Origin of the sequence: Rhodococcus sp. NPDC056516 (genome assembly GCF_042794655.1) — a bacterium.
GTDB lineage: Bacteria > Actinomycetota > Actinomycetes > Mycobacteriales > Mycobacteriaceae > Rhodococcus_F.
The window spans coordinates 22,079-41,453 of the sequence record NZ_JBHTTG010000011.1 but is presented as its reverse complement, the minus strand read 5'-3'; the positions used below and the strand labels follow the sequence as shown (position 1 = coordinate 41,453).

General features: G+C 59.9%; 16 protein-coding genes. 3 read left to right on the top strand and 13 right to left on the bottom strand.

The window, feature by feature from the left end; translation table 11 throughout:
- Positions 1 to 79: 79 nt before the first annotated feature.
- On the bottom strand, positions 80 to 304 hold the full coding sequence (locus ACFQ6Y_RS28790; protein ID WP_378640098.1) for a hypothetical protein: 225 nt from the start codon (positions 302 to 304) through the stop codon (positions 80 to 82).
- Between the two features lie 244 nt (positions 305 to 548).
- Here ACFQ6Y_RS28790 and ACFQ6Y_RS28785 point away from each other — a divergent pair, with 244 nt between their 5' ends.
- Positions 549 to 929 (top strand): helix-turn-helix domain-containing protein, encoded by a 381-nt coding sequence (locus tag ACFQ6Y_RS28785; protein WP_378640096.1) that lies wholly within the window; start codon positions 549 to 551, stop codon positions 927 to 929.
- Here ACFQ6Y_RS28785 and ACFQ6Y_RS28780 read toward each other — a convergent pair.
- The 5 genes from ACFQ6Y_RS28780 to ACFQ6Y_RS28760 all read right to left on the bottom strand — a co-directional run bounded on the left by ACFQ6Y_RS28780 (position 926) and on the right by ACFQ6Y_RS28760 (position 6,720).
- On the bottom strand, positions 926 to 2,719 hold the full coding sequence (locus tag ACFQ6Y_RS28780; RefSeq protein WP_378640093.1) for an AMP-dependent synthetase/ligase: 1,794 nt from the start codon (positions 2,717 to 2,719) through the stop codon (positions 926 to 928). The genes ACFQ6Y_RS28785 and ACFQ6Y_RS28780 overlap by 4 nt on opposite strands.
- The gene (locus ACFQ6Y_RS28775) at positions 2,716 to 3,177 is read right to left on the bottom strand and encodes a MarR family winged helix-turn-helix transcriptional regulator (RefSeq protein ID WP_003941330.1); all 462 of its coding nucleotides are present in this window, start codon (positions 3,175 to 3,177) and stop codon (positions 2,716 to 2,718) included. The genes ACFQ6Y_RS28780 and ACFQ6Y_RS28775 overlap by 4 nt, the downstream gene beginning before the upstream one ends.
- An 85-nt stretch (positions 3,178 to 3,262) precedes the next feature.
- A complete protein-coding gene (locus ACFQ6Y_RS28770) occupies positions 3,263 to 3,394 on the bottom strand; it encodes a putative transporter small subunit (RefSeq protein WP_003941363.1) in 132 nt (43 codons plus the stop codon).
- 27 nt (positions 3,395 to 3,421) lie between these two features.
- Positions 3,422 to 5,074 carry a sodium:solute symporter family protein gene (locus ACFQ6Y_RS28765; RefSeq protein ID WP_378640233.1) on the bottom strand — a complete coding sequence of 551 codons (1,653 nt, stop codon included), beginning with the start codon at positions 5,072 to 5,074 and terminating at the stop codon, positions 3,422 to 3,424.
- Between the two features lie 389 nt (positions 5,075 to 5,463).
- On the bottom strand, positions 5,464 to 6,720 hold the full coding sequence (locus ACFQ6Y_RS28760; protein ID WP_378640230.1) for a plasmid pRiA4b ORF-3 family protein: 1,257 nt from the start codon (positions 6,718 to 6,720) through the stop codon (positions 5,464 to 5,466).
- A gap of 380 nt (positions 6,721 to 7,100) precedes the next feature.
- On the opposite strand from ACFQ6Y_RS28760, the gene ACFQ6Y_RS28755 reads away from it, so the two are divergent.
- Positions 7,101 to 7,688 (top strand): hypothetical protein, encoded by a 588-nt coding sequence (locus ACFQ6Y_RS28755; RefSeq protein WP_378640091.1) that lies wholly within the window; start codon positions 7,101 to 7,103, stop codon positions 7,686 to 7,688.
- A 45-nt stretch (positions 7,689 to 7,733) separates the two neighbouring features.
- Here the strand turns inward: ACFQ6Y_RS28755 and ACFQ6Y_RS28750 are convergent, their stop codons facing one another.
- The 7 genes from ACFQ6Y_RS28750 to ACFQ6Y_RS28720 form a co-directional block, all read right to left on the bottom strand.
- Positions 7,734 to 8,756, bottom strand: a complete 1,023-nt coding sequence (locus tag ACFQ6Y_RS28750; RefSeq protein WP_378640088.1) for an HNH endonuclease — start codon at positions 8,754 to 8,756, stop codon at positions 7,734 to 7,736.
- Positions 8,757 to 8,905: 149 nt separating this feature from the next.
- Positions 8,906 to 9,397, bottom strand: coding sequence for a hypothetical protein (locus ACFQ6Y_RS28745; RefSeq protein WP_378640085.1), 492 nt, complete (start codon positions 9,395 to 9,397; stop codon positions 8,906 to 8,908).
- Positions 9,394 to 10,248: a ParA family protein gene (locus tag ACFQ6Y_RS28740; RefSeq protein ID WP_003940667.1), complete on the bottom strand. Its 855-nt coding sequence runs from the start codon at positions 10,246 to 10,248 to the stop codon at positions 9,394 to 9,396. Before ACFQ6Y_RS28740 ends, ACFQ6Y_RS28745 begins: the two co-directional genes overlap by 4 nt.
- Positions 10,249 to 10,281: 33 nt before the next feature.
- Positions 10,282 to 13,206 (bottom strand): Z1 domain-containing protein, encoded by a 2,925-nt coding sequence (locus ACFQ6Y_RS28735; protein ID WP_378640082.1) that lies wholly within the window; start codon positions 13,204 to 13,206, stop codon positions 10,282 to 10,284.
- Positions 13,203 to 14,720 (bottom strand): ATP-binding protein, encoded by a 1,518-nt coding sequence (locus ACFQ6Y_RS28730; protein WP_378640080.1) that lies wholly within the window; start codon positions 14,718 to 14,720, stop codon positions 13,203 to 13,205. Before ACFQ6Y_RS28730 ends, ACFQ6Y_RS28735 begins: the two co-directional genes overlap by 4 nt.
- The gene (locus ACFQ6Y_RS28725; RefSeq protein ID WP_378640078.1) at positions 14,713 to 16,836 is read right to left on the bottom strand and encodes a hypothetical protein; all 2,124 of its coding nucleotides are present in this window, start codon (positions 16,834 to 16,836) and stop codon (positions 14,713 to 14,715) included. Before ACFQ6Y_RS28725 ends, ACFQ6Y_RS28730 begins: the two co-directional genes overlap by 8 nt.
- A gap of 109 nt (positions 16,837 to 16,945) precedes the next feature.
- On the bottom strand, positions 16,946 to 18,046 hold the full coding sequence (locus tag ACFQ6Y_RS28720) for an LLM class flavin-dependent oxidoreductase (protein WP_378640076.1): 1,101 nt from the start codon (positions 18,044 to 18,046) through the stop codon (positions 16,946 to 16,948).
- A 296-nt stretch (positions 18,047 to 18,342) separates the two neighbouring features.
- On the opposite strand from ACFQ6Y_RS28720, the gene ACFQ6Y_RS28715 reads away from it, so the two are divergent.
- The gene (locus ACFQ6Y_RS28715; protein ID WP_378539370.1) at positions 18,343 to 19,344 is read left to right on the top strand and encodes an MBL fold metallo-hydrolase; all 1,002 of its coding nucleotides are present in this window, start codon (positions 18,343 to 18,345) and stop codon (positions 19,342 to 19,344) included.
- Positions 19,345 to 19,375 lie beyond the last annotated feature (31 nt).

Below are 19,375 nucleotides of genomic sequence, written 5' to 3'. Positions count from 1 at the left end.
CAACACTTCTGTTGCCGCAATACTCCTCGAACGAACTACCCAGCGCCACAGTCAGAATCACTGTGAACTCAACCGGTCGCTACGACGCTTCCCGCTCCTCGTCGGTGCACAACGCGGAATACTTGGCGAAGGCTTCCTGCAAGGTCAGCGATTTGCGCCGCTCGGCGATGTCGCGGGGCTTTCCCTGCGAAACACATCGACGCGCATGCTCGATCACAGCTTCACGAATGACGCTGGAAATGTCCGCGCCCGTGAGCTCTTGGAGGGTCTCTAGGGCCCTCAGTTCCTCTACGTCGAATCTCACCGTTACCGATCGTCTAGCCACGCTCAGGATGTTACTTGCGGGTACACCAAATTTGGTGGGTTAAATATGCGTCGAGTCGAATATCTTTGGGCGCCAAAACCTTCGAATTCCGATCTACGTGGGTAAATCATCCTCCACCCGTGGCACTCATGTAATGCAACGCACACGGCGCTATCCAGCGTGCCGACGGACACTGTCGCTGTCTATGCTTGCGAAACACTGCCTTCGATCGGAGATACACCGCGTGAGCATCGACCACATCGTTTCCGCAGTCGACGGCGACGCTGCCGAGCGAATCAAGACAGCTCTGGCCCAGAGAGCCGCAACCTCGACAGACACGACCACGCTGGTGTTCAACGGCGTGAGCATCGAGATTCCTCCGTCGGTCGGCGACGCCGTCGTCCAACTCCTGACCTACCTCGCTGCCGGAGACAGCGTCGCCCTCGGGCCCGTCGCAGAGCTCCTCACCACCTCGCAGGCTGCAGAGATCCTCGGCGTTTCGGACACGTATGTACGCAAACTCGCCGACGCCGGGAAACTCCCGATCGAACTACGAGGTACCCACCGCAGGTTCCGCCTCGATGACGTGATGGCTTACCGCGAGCAATTCCCCAAACGCGCCTAGCTCTTCGCGTACATTCCTTCGATCTCCTTCGAGAACCGATCGACGACGACATTGCGCTTGATTTTGAGCGTCGCTGTCATCTCACCGTCTTCCTCGGTCAGATCACGATCGAGAATGACGAACTTCTTGATCGACTCTGCATGCGAGACAGCAGCATTGGCGTCGTCGACGGCCTTCTGCAGCTCCGCTCGAAGGTCCTTGTCGTCACGTAGTTCGGCGACGGTAGCACCAGAAGGCTTGCCGTTCTCCGCCTTCCACTTCTCGAACACCTCGGGGTCGACGGTCAGCAACGCCGTGATGTAGGTCTTCCCGTCGCCGACGACGACTGCCTGCGAGACGATGGAATGCGAACGGATACGGTCTTCCATCGGGCCGGGCGAGACGTTCTTGCCACCCGCCGTCACCAGAAGATCCTTCTTACGTCCGGTGATGGAAAGGTAACCGTCGCTGTCAAGTTCACCGAGATCACCGGTTCGCATCCAGCCGTTGACGAATGTCTCTTCGGTGGCCTTGTCGTTCTTCCAGTAGCCCTTGAAGACAACCCCGCCGTTGAGTTCGATCTCGCCATCCTCGGCGATGCGTACCCCGTTGCCGCCCATCGGCTGTCCGACGGTTCCGATCTTCTGAGCACCCGGGACGTTGACGCAGTGCGCTGCTGTGGTTTCGGTGAGGCCATAGCCCTCGTAGATCGGAACTCCGAGCCCACGGAAGAAGTGCCCCAGTTCAGGAGTGAGGGCGCCGCCGCCGGAGATCGCGAACCAGCACTCGCCGCCGAGAGCCTCACGAAGCTTCGAATACACGAGTTTGTCTGCCACTGCGTGCTTCGCCTTCAAGATCAGCGAGGGACCGCCCTTGCCGAGAGCTTGGCTGTACTCCTTGGCGGTGGCTTCGGCGAAGGCGAAGATCGCGCCTGGGATCTTTCCACCGGACTCCGCCTTGCGTGCTGCGCCGTCACGAACTTTTTCGAATACACGCGGAACACCGAGGATGGTGTTGGGCTTGTACCGCTCGAATTGAGTTGTAATGGTGGCAAACTCGGACCAGTGCGCCTGCGACGCACCAGCTTCGAACGTCGCAAGGGACACCGCGCGGGCCAGTACGTGAGCGAGCGGCAGGAAGGTCAGGACTCGGTTTCCCGGAACCGCCACCTTGCCGATCGATGCCGTGAGAATCCCGCGCACCTCGGACAGGAAGTTGCGATGCGTGAGGATGCATCCCTTGGGACGACCTGTGGTGCCGGAGGTGTAGACGAGTGACGCCAGATCGTCGGCCTTGATGCCCGCGAGTCGCTTCTTCAGCTCGGTATCGTCAACGTCGGCGCCCTGTGCGGTCAGCTTTTCGACTGCTCCGTCGTCGATCTGCATGACGGCCTTGAGAGAGCTTGGCGCGTCCTGGAACAGCTGCTCGTGCGCGCCGGTTTCGACGATCGCGATGACGGCCTCGGAGTCTTCGAGGATCCAGCTGACCTGCCCCTGAGACGACGAGTCGTAGATCGGAACGGTAGCGGCGCCGGCAGCCCAGATGGCGAAGTCGAAGAGCGTCCACTCGTATCGGGTCGCGGAGAGGAGTGCGACGCGGTCGCCTGCCTGCACCCCGGCTGCAATGAGACCGTTTGCGACGCCGGTGACCTGCTCGGCGAACTCCTTGGCTGTGACGTCTACCCAACCCTCTCCCTGGGGGCGGGAGAACACCGTCAGTTCGGGCGTGCGCTCGGCGTGAGTGAAGACGGTGTGCACCACAGACTCATTGTCGGAGATGGTGAACTGGGCTTTGGCGCTGTACTCACTCACAGGGTGTCATCTCCGTTGGTCTGCGATTCGATGCTGATTCTGAAGCGGTGGAGTGCGCGGGCGAAGTCTGCGACCTCGGACTCGGTCCAATCGTGCAGCCTGCCGGCGACTTGGTCGAGCCGACGCGCGTCGGCGGCGTCGAGGTATTTGCGGCCAGCCTCCGTGAGGTGCAGCGGATTGCCCTGACGAACGGATCCCGGATCGGCATATACCCAGCCTGCCTCGATGCACCCGCGCACTTGGCGCGAGATGGTCGAGCGGTTGACGCCGAAGACTTCGGAGATCTCCGTGGCCTTGCATCCGTCATTGCGGCCGATGAAGGAGAGGAACGAATGCTGGGCGATCGACGGGTGGTCATCGGAATGCCGATCCCCCGTCATCAACTGCCGCGTCAGGTGCACCAGCTCGTCATGAACGGCTGGTGGACCGGTGAGCGCCATTGCTCCGTCGTGTTGCACTGGGCAACTATAACGCTGCCCCTAGTCCCGATTGCAATATGACCGCCGCCACCGACAAGAAGTCCGTCGGTGGCGGCGTGAAAAGTTAGACCAGATCCTCACCGTTGCGGCGAGCAGTTGCCCAATCTTTGAAGAATCCTTTGCTGATGACTCCCAAGACAACCAGCACCAACGCCGGCCAGATCAGAACGTAAATGGTCAGTAGAGCTGTACTCATTCGTATTCCTTCCACTTGTCTCGACGGTTACTTTCCGGACGCTCCCACGGCAGGAAGCTCGTCATCGTCGAAGTCTCCCGTCCGCTGCTTGATCAGTTCGAAATCGAACGTCTCACGCTGATTGACGGACATCGCAAAGCACACGACGGTACTGACGGCATAGGCCACCAAAGATCCGCTGAGCGTTGGGTAGTCGTGGAGGAAGCCGATTGCGAACGGCGCGGACAGCACGATCGCCAGGCCACCGACGATCTGCGCAATCTTCAGACCGAAGAATCCAAATACCATGAGCCCCAGCACCACTCCGATGCCGACAACGGCAACGATGTCGGAGAGAATCCCGAACATCCCATCCATCGGCACCCAACTGAATCGGACGGGCAAGAAGGCAGCAAGAGCCACCAGCACCGACACAGTGAAGGCCTTGTTGGTGACCTTTCCCCAATAGAAGCTCGCGATAACCGGGAACACCAGCGCGCCCCACAGCGCGCCGACGAACACCAACAGATCCAGAATGCTCAATTGCAGACTTGCCAAGGAGATAGCCGCCGCCGTGGCAACAATCATCGTTACTCGGCCGATGAGCAGCATCCGTCGAGGGTTCGCATTAGCCTTACCTGCGACGGCTTGGCCGTAAACGTCGGTCATCACGATGGACGAGAGCGCAGCAAGGTCCGAGTCTGCCGTCGATGACAGCGCGCCGATGATCATGACAAAGAAGACAGCCAGCAAAATTCCGGGCAGGTAGGACGCGGCCATCTGCGGAATCAGGTTGTTGACGTCACCATCCATCGGCTCGATTCCGAGGTATAGAGAGAGAACACCCAGCATTCCCACGCCGATGACAGTGGCGCCATATCCCACGGTTGCGGTGATGAAGGTTGGCTTGATCAGGTCTTCGCGGACCGCGAACAGACGTTGGGCAATGGTCTGGTTGCCGATTGCGTAGGCAAGAACTGCCGCGATGTACGGCGCGCCCTGTTCGAAGAAGGCAACGCTCGAGAAGAAGTTGCCCTGCTCTGCGGTGAGGTTGCCTGCGCCCGACTCGAAAGCAGCGGGGAATCCGGCTGCAAAGAAGATGAACGGCACTAAAACCGCTACCGCACCGAGCATTCCGATCAACTGAACGAAGTCGGTCAACACCGAAGCACGGAACCCCGACCACAGCGTGTACAGCAAAACGCCCAGCGCAACGATGAACACACCCTGGATGAAGTTGAACGGCGAAAGCAATGCGATCAGCAGACCACCGGCGAGGAAGTTCGACATCAAACTGATGAGACTGCCGACGATATTGGAGCCCGCGAGCATCAGCTGACTCGAGCGTCCGTGCCGCGCGTACATGACCTCAGCCAGCGTGTGGGCTTTCGGCGCTACTTTGCGAATTCGCTGGCCAAACGGATAAATGAAGAGAATCATCAACGCGCCCCATAAACCGTAGTGAATGGGGCCGGAGATTCCATAGGTGTAACCAGAAGTGGCGGATGCGTACATCGACGACGCCCAAATCCAGGTGGCCGTCATACTCGCGGCCGAAACACCAAATCCTAACTTGTTTCCGGCGGTCATAAAACCGTCGGCATTTTCCTGCTTCTTACCAATACGAAGAGAAATCAGAAAAGTTCCACCATAAAAAGCAACAAGCAGTGAAACAATTACCAAGGTACTGAACTGGACCATGTCGGACCCCGTCACATGCCACATCCTTCGCACATAATCGGCAGAACAAAGCACAAAAACACCTGTTCAGGGTATTTGCGCTTCGCTTCTGCACGCCCTAGGAGCGACCGTCATACCAACACCGGTCACATATTCAATTGACTAGCAACACGCACTTCGTCTTTTCGGAAACCCAACCTCCACAAAATAAATCTTCTGCGCAAGCTTTTGACTCGACCACGCAATTCAACAACTGAGAATCGACCATAGCATGATGGCAATTTCGAACAAAAACTCCAATATTTTCCCACCCGAAAATATTCATGATTCCGCCGCAGAAAAATCGTGCGCTTCCAGCGCATATAACAACTCCGCATCGATTGAAATCGATGCTCGATTCGATCGCTCAGCTACATCGACAGGACCATCCTGGCAAACCGTCGGCCCCACTCGGGATCGGCGGAAACATGCTGGTCCAGCGGATTGGAGACAATCGCCCCGATCATTCGCAAGTACACGAGAGTGTCTCGCACCATCCACGTCCAATCGTCGTCCCCGAGTCGTGTTCCGTCTGTTGTCGACCAACCCAATGCCGTGAGGCCTTCGATCATCACTTCACTACGTTCGGACTCCGACAAGCCGGCAGCCAACGTAAGGAACAGAATTCGGCCGGCTTCCTGCGCCAACTCACCCTTTCCCAACGGCATGGCCGACACAATGTGACGCCACAGCTCGCCTTCATATGCAAGCACTGACGCGCCGAGTCGAGTCAGAAGCAATGTGCCTCGGAGTTTCCGGACAAATCTCAGTGTCTTTGCGACTTCAACGAGTACTGCTAATTGCGAGTCACTTCCTGCCGTGACACCGATCCAGTCGCTGCCCCAATCGAGTTCGTCTCGGGCGGCCGCAACATGGTCCGAAGGAAGTGCCCCGGACGCCGTCAAAACAATCCCACCACCTCGCGCGGAGTTCAGCAGCCACAGCAGTTGGCGGGTTGCTCCCTCACGCATCACCTCGAAATAGTTGTCATATCCGCCACGAAGCTCCGATTTGGCAACTGCGGCAAACAATTTCGGCGCGGAATGAACCGATAGGCGGCGCAAGAACTTCTCGAACACCGAGCTTCCCACAGGTGGTGACTTATGCAGTGCCACTGCAATGGTGACTGCTGCATTGGACTCTGCGGGAACAAAACGTTCGGGATCGAACGGTCCGGTACTCGCCTGCACGTTCAGGAACTCGCGATACCCGATCGGACCGCCAGAATCCTCCGGCGGGCACGCTCTCTCGCCGTCGAGACAGGATGGCTCAGAAATCGGCTGGTCTTCGACAATCTGCTCGAGAACCAACGTGTGACTCCACCTTGCGCGGGCGTTGTACTCATAACGGACGTACTCCCCGACCGCGGTTACTGCCTCGTCGATCCGGACTTCGTCCTCACCAAACTCGTCTTCCTGGTATCCGTCGCGCTCGATCACCTCTGGCGCGATATATCGATCTGGGCCATTGTCCGTTGAATGATGGACACTCACCCACTGATGAGCGTGTTGATCTCCCCACCCCATCACCGCCTGCACAATCGAATGAAGTTGGTCCAGTTCGATATTCGACGGAACCAAAAACCGTCTCCAAATAGGCGGCGTGATGCAATCGAGTTCGATCCGCATGACAAAGTTCGCCACCTCCGGCCGTCGACGCTGATTCCGCATCTGCCTCGGCGTAAGGACCTTCATCTGGCTCTGCGCCGCTTGATATGCAGCTACCAAACGCAGATGTGAAGCTCGCCGAACTCTCTGACCCGTCATGCATGGAGGCTAGATCTACCTACCGACGGCCGAGATACTCACTGCCACAAGGCTGTCCGATTTGTCGAGACACACATGACGTCGCTGGTCGGCTGTTAAGTCCTGATCAGCGCGGACCTGCCCAGGCATCTTAATCATCCACTGCGCGGACAATAGTGTGCGCCGATTACCGTAGACCTGACAGCTACCGCACGAAAACAGTGCCCAGCGCCTGCTCGGACTGGCACAGAACATGAGGATCCATGAGCGACCAAGACACGACCGCCGACCAGCCCCTCCACATCAACGGCGCAATTGCCTTGGTGACGGACGAGCGCGACGAGTTGGTTCGCCTGTGCGTCCAGACCCTCGCCGAACTACTGGGCAGTGAGCCTGCCACCGATGACGACGGCGACATCGTCGTGCCGGTTCACGGGTTTGTCGTCTACGTGACAGTTGCGGATGACGGCCCTCAGATCAACGTCTGGTCCTCGGTCCTGACGGGCCTCGGCAATCCCTCGCATGCCGCAACCCGGTTGATCGAACTCGCGCAGGAATGGCCGCGCCTGCGCTTCGCTTTCAGCGGCGACCACCTACTGGTCTCCACGATGCTCGACGCGGACCCCTTCGCCCCGCAGCATCTGCTGAACCTGATCGACGAGGTTCACGACTTCACTCACGAACTCGACGACGATTTTGCAGAGTCCTTCGGCGGAGACCTCGATTGCGACGCCGATGACGACAGCTACGCCGGAGACTGCAATCCCGGCGGTTGCGGCGACGATTGTGACTGCGCGTGCAGCGATGCAGACGCCGCCGACGGCGATCTTGGTATTAGCCAAGTCAAATAGACTGGCCCCCTTCGATCAGTTCCGCAGAACGCCCGCTGGCGTTTGTCACGAAGCGACATAGATCTGCGTGCGGTGCCAGTCCAGATAGACAACGTCTGGACGCTCCGCCTTGTCCGGCAAGATCAATCGGTCTCTCAACGGCGGCTTTCCGAGTGCCGCGCGAAGGGGACCTTCGATCTCCATATCGCTCTCGACGCCGGGCGCATAGTGGAGGTTCAAGTCCTCATCGACGGTGATGAGCCCTGTATCGAAGGCAATGTCATGCGTCGGGCAAGCGGTGAAACCGTTGCGATAATCGAGTCGCTCTTTGTCAGTGCTGTCCCGCCAGGGCTTGATATGACTTGCAGTCAGTAGGCGCGGCCGGCGTCGGCCAGCGATGTTCGCGCTGAGGCCGCAGAACACGCAGCGGTGCTCGTGATTGCTGAGTACTCCAGCGGCGAACCGATGCTGGCCGATCCGAACTCTGGAGGTCAACAACCGCTGAGTGATCGCGATGGGGATATCGTCGCGTTCGCGAGACCACTTTTCGAGCGACTGCTCCAAGGATCTCTCGATCTCACTTTGGACCAACTCCTCCTGTCCCGCTAGCCACAGCGTTTCGCCACTTTCCAATCCAAGGAAGTCTGGCAACGCACGTTCGCCAATTCCGTGGGAACGCGCCGACCGCAGGATTCGCAGATAGACGTCCTGCATCAACTCACTATCCGAGAGCATCAACGAAGCGATCTCGACCTCATGACGCCCGCCATGACTACGCGTTCCGTCCAGGTTCGCCATCTTTGCGATAAAACTGGTGGGCCGACGCTTAAACAAACTCGAAAATTGCTCGACCGGCGTTCCCGCACGGTGTGCGGAAGAGCTGCCGAACCGGCGATGGTCGATCAACAAAGATGCACAGAGGGACAACACCACCTCGCTCGGAACAAACGGCACCTGCCGGATTCCCTTCGGAACCTCCTGGCGAACGAGCACCGATTTCCATTGCGCTGCCAGCGCGGCGGGCGATGGATCAATAAACTCAGAAATCGCTGAAGGTGCCACTTTTGCGCCTTCCTGGTAGGTGTCCAACCCGCAAGTTCACACAGTAGCCGGCACCACGCGAAATCAGTCGAAGCCACCCGTGCAGAATCGCCATCCGCCGATGAAGGAGGCCGACGAACCTGTGCGCCTTTCTGGTGGCGCCCACTACCAAAAAGGCGCACAGGGGCCGAAGGCCCCTACCGGAACGCACTCCCCTTCGAAGTCAGTGCCTTCACTCGCTCGACGGTCCACACAGCAAGCACATCAACCTTGCGTTTGCGGCCCGTCTCCTTGTGCGTGTCGATCTCCTGCTCCGCGATGATGTCCTTGATCCCGTCGGCATCGAGGGCTGAAAGACGCTCCAAGAGCACCGCTTCCCCATCGGCTTTGAAGACCTCGAACGGATCGAAAGCACCGGGCTCCCGCTTCACCTTCGGAGCCGCAGCACGACGACGCGGCGCCGGCGCAGGAGCAGGTACTGCGGCGACTGCTCCATCGGCAGGAACTGCAAAAGCGTTTTCGATTGCCTTCGCGAAGCGCGGGGTACGGGCAGCTTCCTCCGCGACGACCTGAACCAGCTTGGCCAGCAACACCGAGGCCGAGGCATTAGTTGCACCCAACTTCAAGAGCGCGGCACCGGTCTCCTGCACCTGCACGCGACGACGCGCCTCATCGATACCCGCACTCATAGCTTCGCCTGCGCTTCCGTGAGAATGTTCTGCGTGATCGCACGCATCTGATCGAACTGACCTGCGTTGCCGTACTTCACTTTCAAAGTGCTGTACGGGTGAAACTCCGCCGACGCGGCAATCTGATTCGACTCCGCAAGATACTCCGGCAATACGTGTGGGACGTTGGGATCGCGTCGAAGATTTCGCACAGTCGTACGGTGCACCGCCGAGTTGGACTTGTACTTGGTGATCACCAGACCAAGTTCGAAGAGTTCCCGACCAAGTTCCTTGCCGAACTTCGCGATGTGCGTCTGGATCTGCGGAATGCCGTACGTGGAGAGCACATCCGGGATCGTGGGGATCACATAGCCGTCAGCCATGGCCAATCCGTTGAGTGTGATCGGCCCGAGATTCGGCGGGCAATCGATCAGGACGTAGTCGTAGTACGGCATCACCGGTGCGACGGCATCCCTCAACAATTCAACCGGCTTGGTGGAGTTCCGATCAGCAACCCGAAGGGCACTGATCTCCTCCTGCAGCTCGATCAAATCGAGAGATGAGGGAAGCAGATCCACACCCGTCACTCGCTTGACCGGCGAGACTCCGCGCTGAATCGAGGCTTCGAGATCGAAGTTCGACGTGCCATCGACAGCGTCACGGAAAATGGTTGCGCTGGTAAGCCCTTGCTTGTTGAGTTCGAGCCAGTGATCCTCGCTGATCATCATCGTCGTGAGATTGATCTGCGCATCGAGGTCGATCAGCAACACGCGCTGACCGAATTCGAGCGACATGAACTCGGCCAACCCCGCGGTGATCGTCGTCTTACCGACGCCGCCCTTGAGGTTGATCGTCGCAATCGTCTTAGCCATCAGAACCCATTCCTGTCTCCCACCACAACACACCTAGTTCGCATCGACGATCGCCCCTGTCCCTGACTGCTTCACCCGAAAACCGATTCGCCCCAACGGCTCCGCCGCGTGCGGAAGCGCGTACGAGAACAACGTCGCAAAATCGCGCGAGTCCACGGGACCAGCCTGTGCCCGTTTCAACTGACGAGGAGCCGGATCGTTCGCAAATACCAGAATCAATGCACCGCGAGTCTTCCGATGAAGAGCACCCGCAAGCGGTCCACCGTTCTTCTTCGGGCTGCCCGCAATGTGCTCGATCGCATCGCGCTCACGAACTGCCGTACCGGTGAAACCTGTTCGGTACTCGCGTTCCTGACGCTTGCGATTGACGATCGGAAGTTTCTCGTGCCAACCCTTGATCTCGATCGGCTCCCGGGTCTTGGGATACGGCAGCAGAACGGCAAAATCCTCGAGCAATCCGGATTCGATTGCGGTCGAAAGCGCTTCGCGGTGGGGACCGAAATCCCACCCGTTCGCCCACTCGAACTGGTCGACGGCGGCCAGCACCACATGGGCCGGGACGATGCCGTATCGCGCAGAGAACGATCGCGAAACATCATCCTTGTCAACAAAATTGAAGGACCCTGTTTCGCCCAACGACTTCAATAATGGTGCAACCGCGTCGAAGTGCCGAGCGTTGATCGAACCGTCGCCTCGCGGGGGCTGCATCGTGAAGCTGAAACTTTCACCGCCCATGCCTCGATAAACCAGATCGGCGTTGAACATCTTGTTTCGAGCCGTTGGCCTGAGCCACGGCAGCTGCTGAAACACCATCGGCGGCACATCGCGTGGAGTGACCCACGGTTCGCCCTTCTCGTTCACGCCGCTGAACCTGGTGAGCTCGTTCCGGAACTCCTGCTCGTCCCGAACGATCGCCTCGAACGCCTTGTACATGTCGTAGTCCGCGCCGGCGGGTCCGCCAACCGTGCGGCCGATGAACAGGCGCACCAGGTCTCGGTACCCGGGGCGGAATCCGAACCAGCGTCCCATCTGCATCAACGTGTCAGCTTGGCCCGTTCGACGCGTGTAATACGTGATGGTCAGGCCCTCGACTGTGAAGCCGCGACTCAGCTTCGTTCCGCCGACAAGGATCTTCCACACTCCCCGTTCTTGGAAGTCGAGGGAATCCTGTTTGTAGTCCTTCTCGGCTGCCCCGTTGACCACGATGACAGGGCTGGTTCCCTCCGAAATCCTGTCGTAGGCGGCGCCGATGAACTCCTCCAACTCGACAAAAGACTCAGGGTTCGGCAGTTCACTGCCCCGTGCCGCACTCACCACTGCAAAGTCCTCGGCCCAGAGCTTTTCCAGCCTGGAGAGACTCTTTGCCTGGCTGTACCCCGCCGACTTCCACAAGGCCTTGAAATCGTTGGCCACCGCCTCGTGCTCTGCCTGCTTCACCGATTCGTGCACCAACATCGTGTGGTGCCGATACGGCTTGGCGCCCTTCGATTCCCGGAAAAGCTTGATCGCCCCGGTCAGGACAAACGAGTCGAGAGCCCGCAATTGTTCGGCAGAACGATCCTCGTCGCACTCGGCCCGGAGATCCCGTACGTACGCTTTCTCGTTCGAATTGGCCGGAGTCTTGTCGTCGTCTTCGACGTCGTCGAGATCGTGGAAGTCCGCACCACCCATGTACGGGCCAGGCCGCTCGAGACTGACGATGAAGTCCGAAGGAAAGACGTTGACGCTGTCTTCCGGATCGACAAACACATTGGCAAAAGGTGTTGCGGTGTAACCGATGTACTGGGCACGCTTGAGTAGACCGAGGATCTCGGCGATCTGGCCGTTGATCGCCGTCCGCTCGATCTGCTCGGTTTTTATCTTCTTCGGATCGATCGTGTTCACCGATGCCTGATCGGCTTCGTCGTCGATGATCAGGGCAGGGATCTGATCGAGTTCGGTCGGGACTTTCTTCAGATCGGCCACCAGCTTCTTGAGGCTGGAGACGTTCTTCTTCACGACCGCGATACGAATATTGCTCGGGTACAGATTCTTCGGATCATTCAGAGGAAGAGAGTGATCCACTGTTTCGAAGTGCAGTGCGCTTAGGCCCGCGAGCAGGCTCTTGTAGTCAAAGGTCGAGGTGGTGAGCCGGCGGATAGCCGGGATTTCATTCGTCTTGTTCGGATCGATTTCGTGTTCGAGAAAGTTCCCGTTTCGCCAGTCCTCGTCGTTGGCGTAGTCGTCGTCCACACCGGCACTGATGTTTTGACGACCGACCAATTCCATGTCGAGGCGTCGCTGAGTCTGGCTCCGGAGAATCTCGATAGTGCCGGTCAGAACGATGACCAAGCGGTACCCAGCGTCGATCGCCTTGGCCACTACGCCACTGAAATTCGCCGTCTTCCCGCTCTGGACGTAGCCGACCACCAAACCTTTGGACTGATACGGCTCGGGCCGCGTCGGATCCGCAAGCCGGTGCACAACTTCAGTCGTTGCAATGTCCAGCTTTCCGATTGTCGCCTCGTCCCAGTTCTTGTCGGCTAGAACTCGCTTGTAAGCGCGCCAATAGAAGTCGTGCTCGCGCCGGCGTTCGGAGGTGTACCAGGGGTCCCACGGCTGCTGAGCCGCAATGACAACGGGCCCACCTTCGCGAGGGAAGTGCGCATCCATCTCGGCGTGGGCGTCGACCGGCAATCCCAACAAGTCGTAGATCCGAGCTCGCCGTTCCGGGCTCTGCGGAACAGTCGAGCCCACCCACGTCTCAACACTTTCCGCATCCCACTGCCGGAGACGCGAGGTGAGCGCCGTTCGTACACCGACAGCACTGTCGTCGAGGAACACATCGATGATGTCCGCGATGGTCAGGCCGTCCGGATAGCTCGCTCGCAGGCGCGCGTTGACCGGGTACAGCACGTTCTCGGGCGGAAACCCGTCACCGAGTTCACGTGCAACTGCACGGAATACTTCATCACTCACTGCCCTACCTGCTCCCGGTGCGCTGCCACTGCGGAAATCAACACTTCCTGCCACGCTTGCATCTTTTCCCTCTGACGAGCGCCGATTCTCGTTCCTTCGAACATCTCACTCACCAACAGGAAGACAAGAGTCTTGAGAACCGGAGCATCAGCCGGGTCGAGACTGCGACGTCCGTGCAGATCACGCCGAAAACGCGCGTTGATCCACAGAGTTCGAGTTTTGAGGTCGACTTCGAAGAACTGATCACGCGCCAAGGCTCGCCAACCCACGGCGACTGGATCATCACCAACGCTGAATTCGAAGGCGTCGCTGAAGGAATCGAGCACGTCTTCCGGAAAGCCGGATGCCGGTTCGATAACGCTGATCGGCCGTGGAGCAGAACTACGAGCCGCGCGCACTACCCGCTCGGCGTCGGTCAAATACGAGCGGAATCCACCGTCGCCCTCGCCGAAGGTTGCCCCGTCGACGGCAGCCGACGCAGTAGCGTCGAGCGTCACCCCCGATTTCTCGGGATTGATAGTGATGTGCTGCAGCAGAGAATCGTTCAGGTCGACAGCAATTCGTGCCAATCCGTAGTCCGGTCGGCCCCGCACTATCGCGTTCCAGCCGCCGATCTGCAGGAGTCGATCGTGCCGATAGAAGTAGAGCCCCTGCTGGTCGCGGCCGGGGGCGCCGTGGATGCGAAATTCCGGTGCATTGCTCCGGGCGGGCCACAAGTGAGCTTCGGCGGTTACTGTGGCACCGGCGATCGACACGGTAAGTGTCCGAGGGTAGTTGGGGTCGCCGGTGCGCGGATACCGGAACGGGTCGATGGCACTGACCTTGCGCAGCGCGCCAGCGCGTCCCGCTTCGACGTCGAAGACATCGACAGTCAGAGCGATCCGGCCCGATTCGATGAGACGGTGAAATACGACGCCGAGGTGACTGCGCACGTCGTTGATGGTCTGTTCGAGCCAGCTGGTCTGCTCGTCCGCGTGCGCGGACATGAGAAATGTTGTGATGCCGCGCCATTCGACAACAGTTCCGGTGTCGAAGGGAAAGCGGGGCGTGACTGCGTCGAAGAATTCTTCGGCTTGCCTGTCCTCGATCACCGAAACTGACTGACGCCCCTGCACTGAGGCCGAGTCGATCTCGCGGCCCTGCGTCGGGTGCCCGGACTTTCGAGACCACACTCGGAGCAACCGAGCCTGACTCAACGACGCCGCCTTCATCCCTACACCGAAATGACCCAGGTCCTCGGCGGCATAGTCGCGTCGGCGGCCGTAGGTCATCGCGGAATCAATGGTGTCACTGTCCATGCCGGAACCGTTGTCGATCACCATCATCGACACGATCCGTGTGCCGTCCTGAACGAACCTGATCAGCACGTGGGAGGCCGAGGCGTCGAGGCTGTTGTCGATCAGATCGGCGAGCGCTGTCGCGATGGTGTGGTGCAAGCCAATGGCACCGGCAAGGGACTCGTCCGCCGCAAAAATCTTGGTGCCCACTATGCGGGTGTCCGCGACGTCAGTCATGAGATGCATCCTTACCCTCTGCCTCGTCGATTTCGGATGCTTCGCCGCGCCTCCATGCCGCCTCCAAGAAGTCCAGAATCACGTCCTCACCACGATCTTCGTACGCGCGCAGGATTTTTCGTGGACGGTCTTCTCCGTCCAGGCACACGGCTTCGGCAAGGATCCGCACCACATGTCTTTCGGCAGTTCGCAATGGCTCTCGATTGCCAACCTCTGCGAGTGCCTGACGTAGTGGGTCGATGTCAGAGTGGACGATCGCCGGTCGAACCACGCGGAAGGTTCCGTCTTGCCACAGCTCGAGCAACACGTCTTCGCCCTCGACAGCGGAGAGTTCACGCAGGAATCGGCGGATAGTGCCGAACGTCGGCTGTGCTCCGGTCCACCGAACTGCTTGAAACCCAAGGTGGCTCTCCAACTCGATGGTCTCGCCGCGCGCACAGCCGGCAGCGACCGCAACACCGGCGGGTACAGCAAACCCGGAGCCCCGCAGATGATCAGCGGTCACGGTCAGTCGATACCGCCACGTACTACCTGACCGATACAGGCGGCGAGTCAACTCTGGCGTCTTCGCAGTGTTACGTGTCCGCTTACGCCGGACTATCCCGTCACCACCGACGTTGAACTCGCTGGTTTTTTCAGCCTCTCTCGAAGAAACCGATTCCTCCCCAACGGAATCCGCACTTCCCCAGGCGTGCAGCCGCCACACCCCGCCGTCGAGTGCAACGCGATCGTCGGCCTCGAGCGCGCGCTCGATCGACCGATCACTGCGATCGGACTTCAGCAACTCCACCAGCTCGCCGACGGACTTCGGCGATCCGACGGCTTCGAGCGCGCCGACTGCCAGATCGGAGATCCGGCGCGCACGCGTCAACGCAGAATCCGCCACTACGACAACGCCGCACCACGCAAGCCACTTCTCCAGTTCGACGCGAGACATCGTCACCAATTCGGCGACGTCGTCGAGCGCAACTACACCGTTGGGCGATTCGAAGTCCTCGAGCAAAGTCTGGGTGCGCTTCTTGGCCGCCGCGACCCCCGGAGCGGCCGCCCAACCGTCAGTCACCTCGAAGTAGTCGTCGAGGCGATCCAGAACCAACCACAGCGGAACTCCGTAACCAGGCACCTCCGCCGCGATGGTCGGATGCACGTCGAGAAGCCGATCAAGCGAAGCGACCGGCTGAATCTCGACGCGCAGGCTGGCAAGCAGGTTCCCCACGGCCGTCCCGAATCCGCACGCCGCGTTGAGTTTGGCTTTCACGTCGGCCTCGATCTGCCCGACTCGCCCGGAGCCCACACCGAGCTTGGCTCCGATCGCTCCCCTGCGCTGCGGCACTCGCGCCACGATCCGCTCACGCAAGACCAACGACTCCCGCTCGTCCAACTGGGAGAAGAGATTGTCGATCTCGTCCATCGCGTCGGTACGGTCGGTGTCGGGCAAGTCGTTCGGCGTCAGAGCCGAAATCCGGGCGGCAACTTCCTGAATCGAGGCTGGAGATTCGTCGTCGATCTCGACGGTGACGAGCGGTCTGCTGTCCTGGCCGCGGACCCGGCGCCACATTGCGAGCTGAGCGAGATCATCGAGCAGCGCGGTGATCGCGGGTGGGGCGACTGCTTCCTCGGCGGCCTCGACGCGGGCGAGCGGAGTCGTCATGACCGCACAGACCAACAGGTTGAGCACTATGTCGTGCACCGTCTGTTCGCTCGTTCCGCGCACGCCGAAGATCTCGGCGGTCGTGTGCATCAGCAGTCCGCCGATTGCTTTGTCGGTGGTGAGCCGAGACAGTGCAGTCACTGCGCGAGTATCCAGACTCAACGCCTCCAGCGGGAGATCTTCACCAAGGAGCGGAAAGCTCTCTCTTAATACCGCTGCCGCGTGGTGGGCGATGTAGAGGGACGCCAGCTCGGAGAGAACCTTCTCGAGATCGACCTCGAGAACAGTGAACGACGGCGCTTCGCTGAACCACCAATCAGGCGACGGTGCCAGCGGCTCCAGCAGCGCAGCGCGATCGGATACGTAGTCGTCCAGCCAAGGAAACAGATCGACCCACAGCGTCTGACTCAGCTCGTTCGCGGGAAGCGAGTTCACACCCAACGTCAACGCACTACTCCCACTCACGGATACCTTCATTGCGGTCAAAACCGACCGCGATGTCGGTAACAAGTTACTGCAGCTCGTGAGCGGTCGCAGCGCCGGACCTGCTTACCCGACAGTCAGGCTTCTCCGCTCAATCGACGGCGGTGAAACCCTTCGCCCGATCTTTGTCGGCCGAGGTCCACAGCGTCGTCGACAGTTCTGCCTTCACCAGCGGGATAACCTCCTCCGCAAATCGGCGCAGCGTGTCCTTCTGCTGCTCGAAGTCGAGCACGTGATTGACCGACACCGATTGGAAATCGTGGCCGTAGCTCTGGTGGTAATCGATGATCTTCTCGGCGACCCGCTCCGAAGACCCGACCAACGCCGGCCCGCGGTCGACGGCTTCCTCGATGGTCCGGAAGCTCGTCGACTTTCCGACCGCTTTTGGATCGTGCTTACGCTTGTCGGCCTGCGCAACGGCGCCTTCGTAGATCGGACGGAACTCTTCGATCGCCTGTTCGGTCGTGTCGGCGAGGAACAATCCGCCCGAACCCGATCCGACGTACGCCTTGGACGGGTCGTGCCCGTACGCCAGGTACTGCTCGCGGTAGTGGTCGATCAGCACTTTGTAGTTCTCACGAGGCTGGAAGGCGTTCGCGGTGACGATGGGGTCGCCCCACTTCGCCGCCAGTTCGACGGCCTCGAACGAGGTAGCCGATCCATGCCAGATACGGAACGGTCCGTCGTAGGGACGCGGTAGCGTCGTCGCGTCATCGAGCGATGGTCGGTGAGTTCCCACCCACTTGACGTTTTCCTCGCTGATCAGCAGTTTGAGGAGTTCGTAGTTCTCGGTGAGGTATTCGTACTGCTTGGCGATATCCAGGCCGAGGAGCGGGTATTGAAGGACCTCGTTGCCCTTGCCGATCACAATCTCGAGGCGTCCCCGGCTCAGCTGATCGATGGTTCCGAAATCTTCGGCGACTCGAATCGGGTCGAGTAGCGACAGGACGGTGACACCCGTCGAGAGCAGGATTCTGTCCGTGGCCTGCGCAATCGCCCCCAAAACGACGGTTGGCGCCGACGAAAGAACCGGCCCGGCATGGCGCTCACCCACCGAGAACGAATCGATACCCAACTCTTCGGCGAGAACCGCCAGTTCGACGACGCGGTTGAGCCGATCGGACGGGGCAACTTCCTCGCCGGTCACTGGATGGGGTGGGTTGAAAATGATGTCCAGAACCTGAAAACGCATGACCCGTCTTTCTCGATAACCGCACAGCGCGCCTGTCCCTCGGAGGCTAGTGCGCGGTTGCTCGACGGATCCGCCAACCGACGACGACCCCAACGCAACGAACTCGCGAAACACTCTATTCAGCAAGATCTTTCGAATCAATGAGACCATTCAGTCGATAAAACTCTCACCGATCCGAAGTCGACCGAAAACATGCCGAACTCCCGCCAGGCAGGACCTGTGTCACCAACCAAACGAGCGCACGGTAAACATGAAGTACTAAGAGTGCGTTCCCTTATCGTTAAGAGGTACTTGTTATGAACGGTGCGGCGGCCATCGGTGATGGCATATTCCAGATTCCTGTCCCGATCACGGACAACCCGCTCGGGCACACGCTCGTCTACGCCATGGAATCCCCCGGCGGACTGATCTTGGTCGACGCTGGCTGGGGTGACGACAATGGCTGGCAGGGCCTCAACGCGGGGCTCGCCGAGATCGGGCATTCGGTGACCGACATCGAGGGCGTCGTGGTCACGCACTTCCATCCGGACCACACCGGACTGTGCGGACGGGTCCGCGAGGCATCCGGCGCCTGGATCGCGATGCACGAGGACGACCACTACCTGTTCGATCAGATGTCGACTGCACGCGACGACGAGTGGATGGCATATCAGCTCGAGAACATGGAACGCGCTGGAGCACCCGCAGCCGACCGCGATGCCTTCCGGTTGACTGCCGCGGGTGAGTCTCCGGTGGGCCCCGAGTCCGCTCCCGACCGCCTTCTCGCGGACGACGAGATCATCGCGCTGACCGGGCGCGGCCTCCGCGTTGTCTACACCCCCGGCCACACGCCTGGTCACGTCTGCTTCTACCTCGACGACGCCGACGTCATGTTTACCGGCGACCACGTCCTGCAGAAGACCACACCACACGTCGGCAATTTCGTGTACCCACTCGACGAGCGAGACGCCCTCGCCGACTTCCTCCACTCGCTCGCACGCGTGCAGAACATGAACATCACCCGCGGTCTCGGCGCTCACGGCATTCCGATCGACGACGTCGGTGGCCGCGCCGGCGAGCTGATCGAGCATCACCAGGAGCGACTCGATCACCTGCTCCAGGAGTTCGCCGACGACAAGCTCACCGTGTGGGACGTCGCGGCAAAGATGAAGTGGTACAAGCCGTGGGCCGAGATCTCCCCGATGGGAAAGACGATGGCGCTGTCCGAGGGTGCAGCTCACCTGCGCCATCTGGTTGCCCGAGAGCAGGTCTCTCAGGTTCCCGGCTCCGAGCCCGCGCTCTTCTCCCGCTCGATCTGAAAGATCAGGGCCGACAAGCACTCCGCTCGTC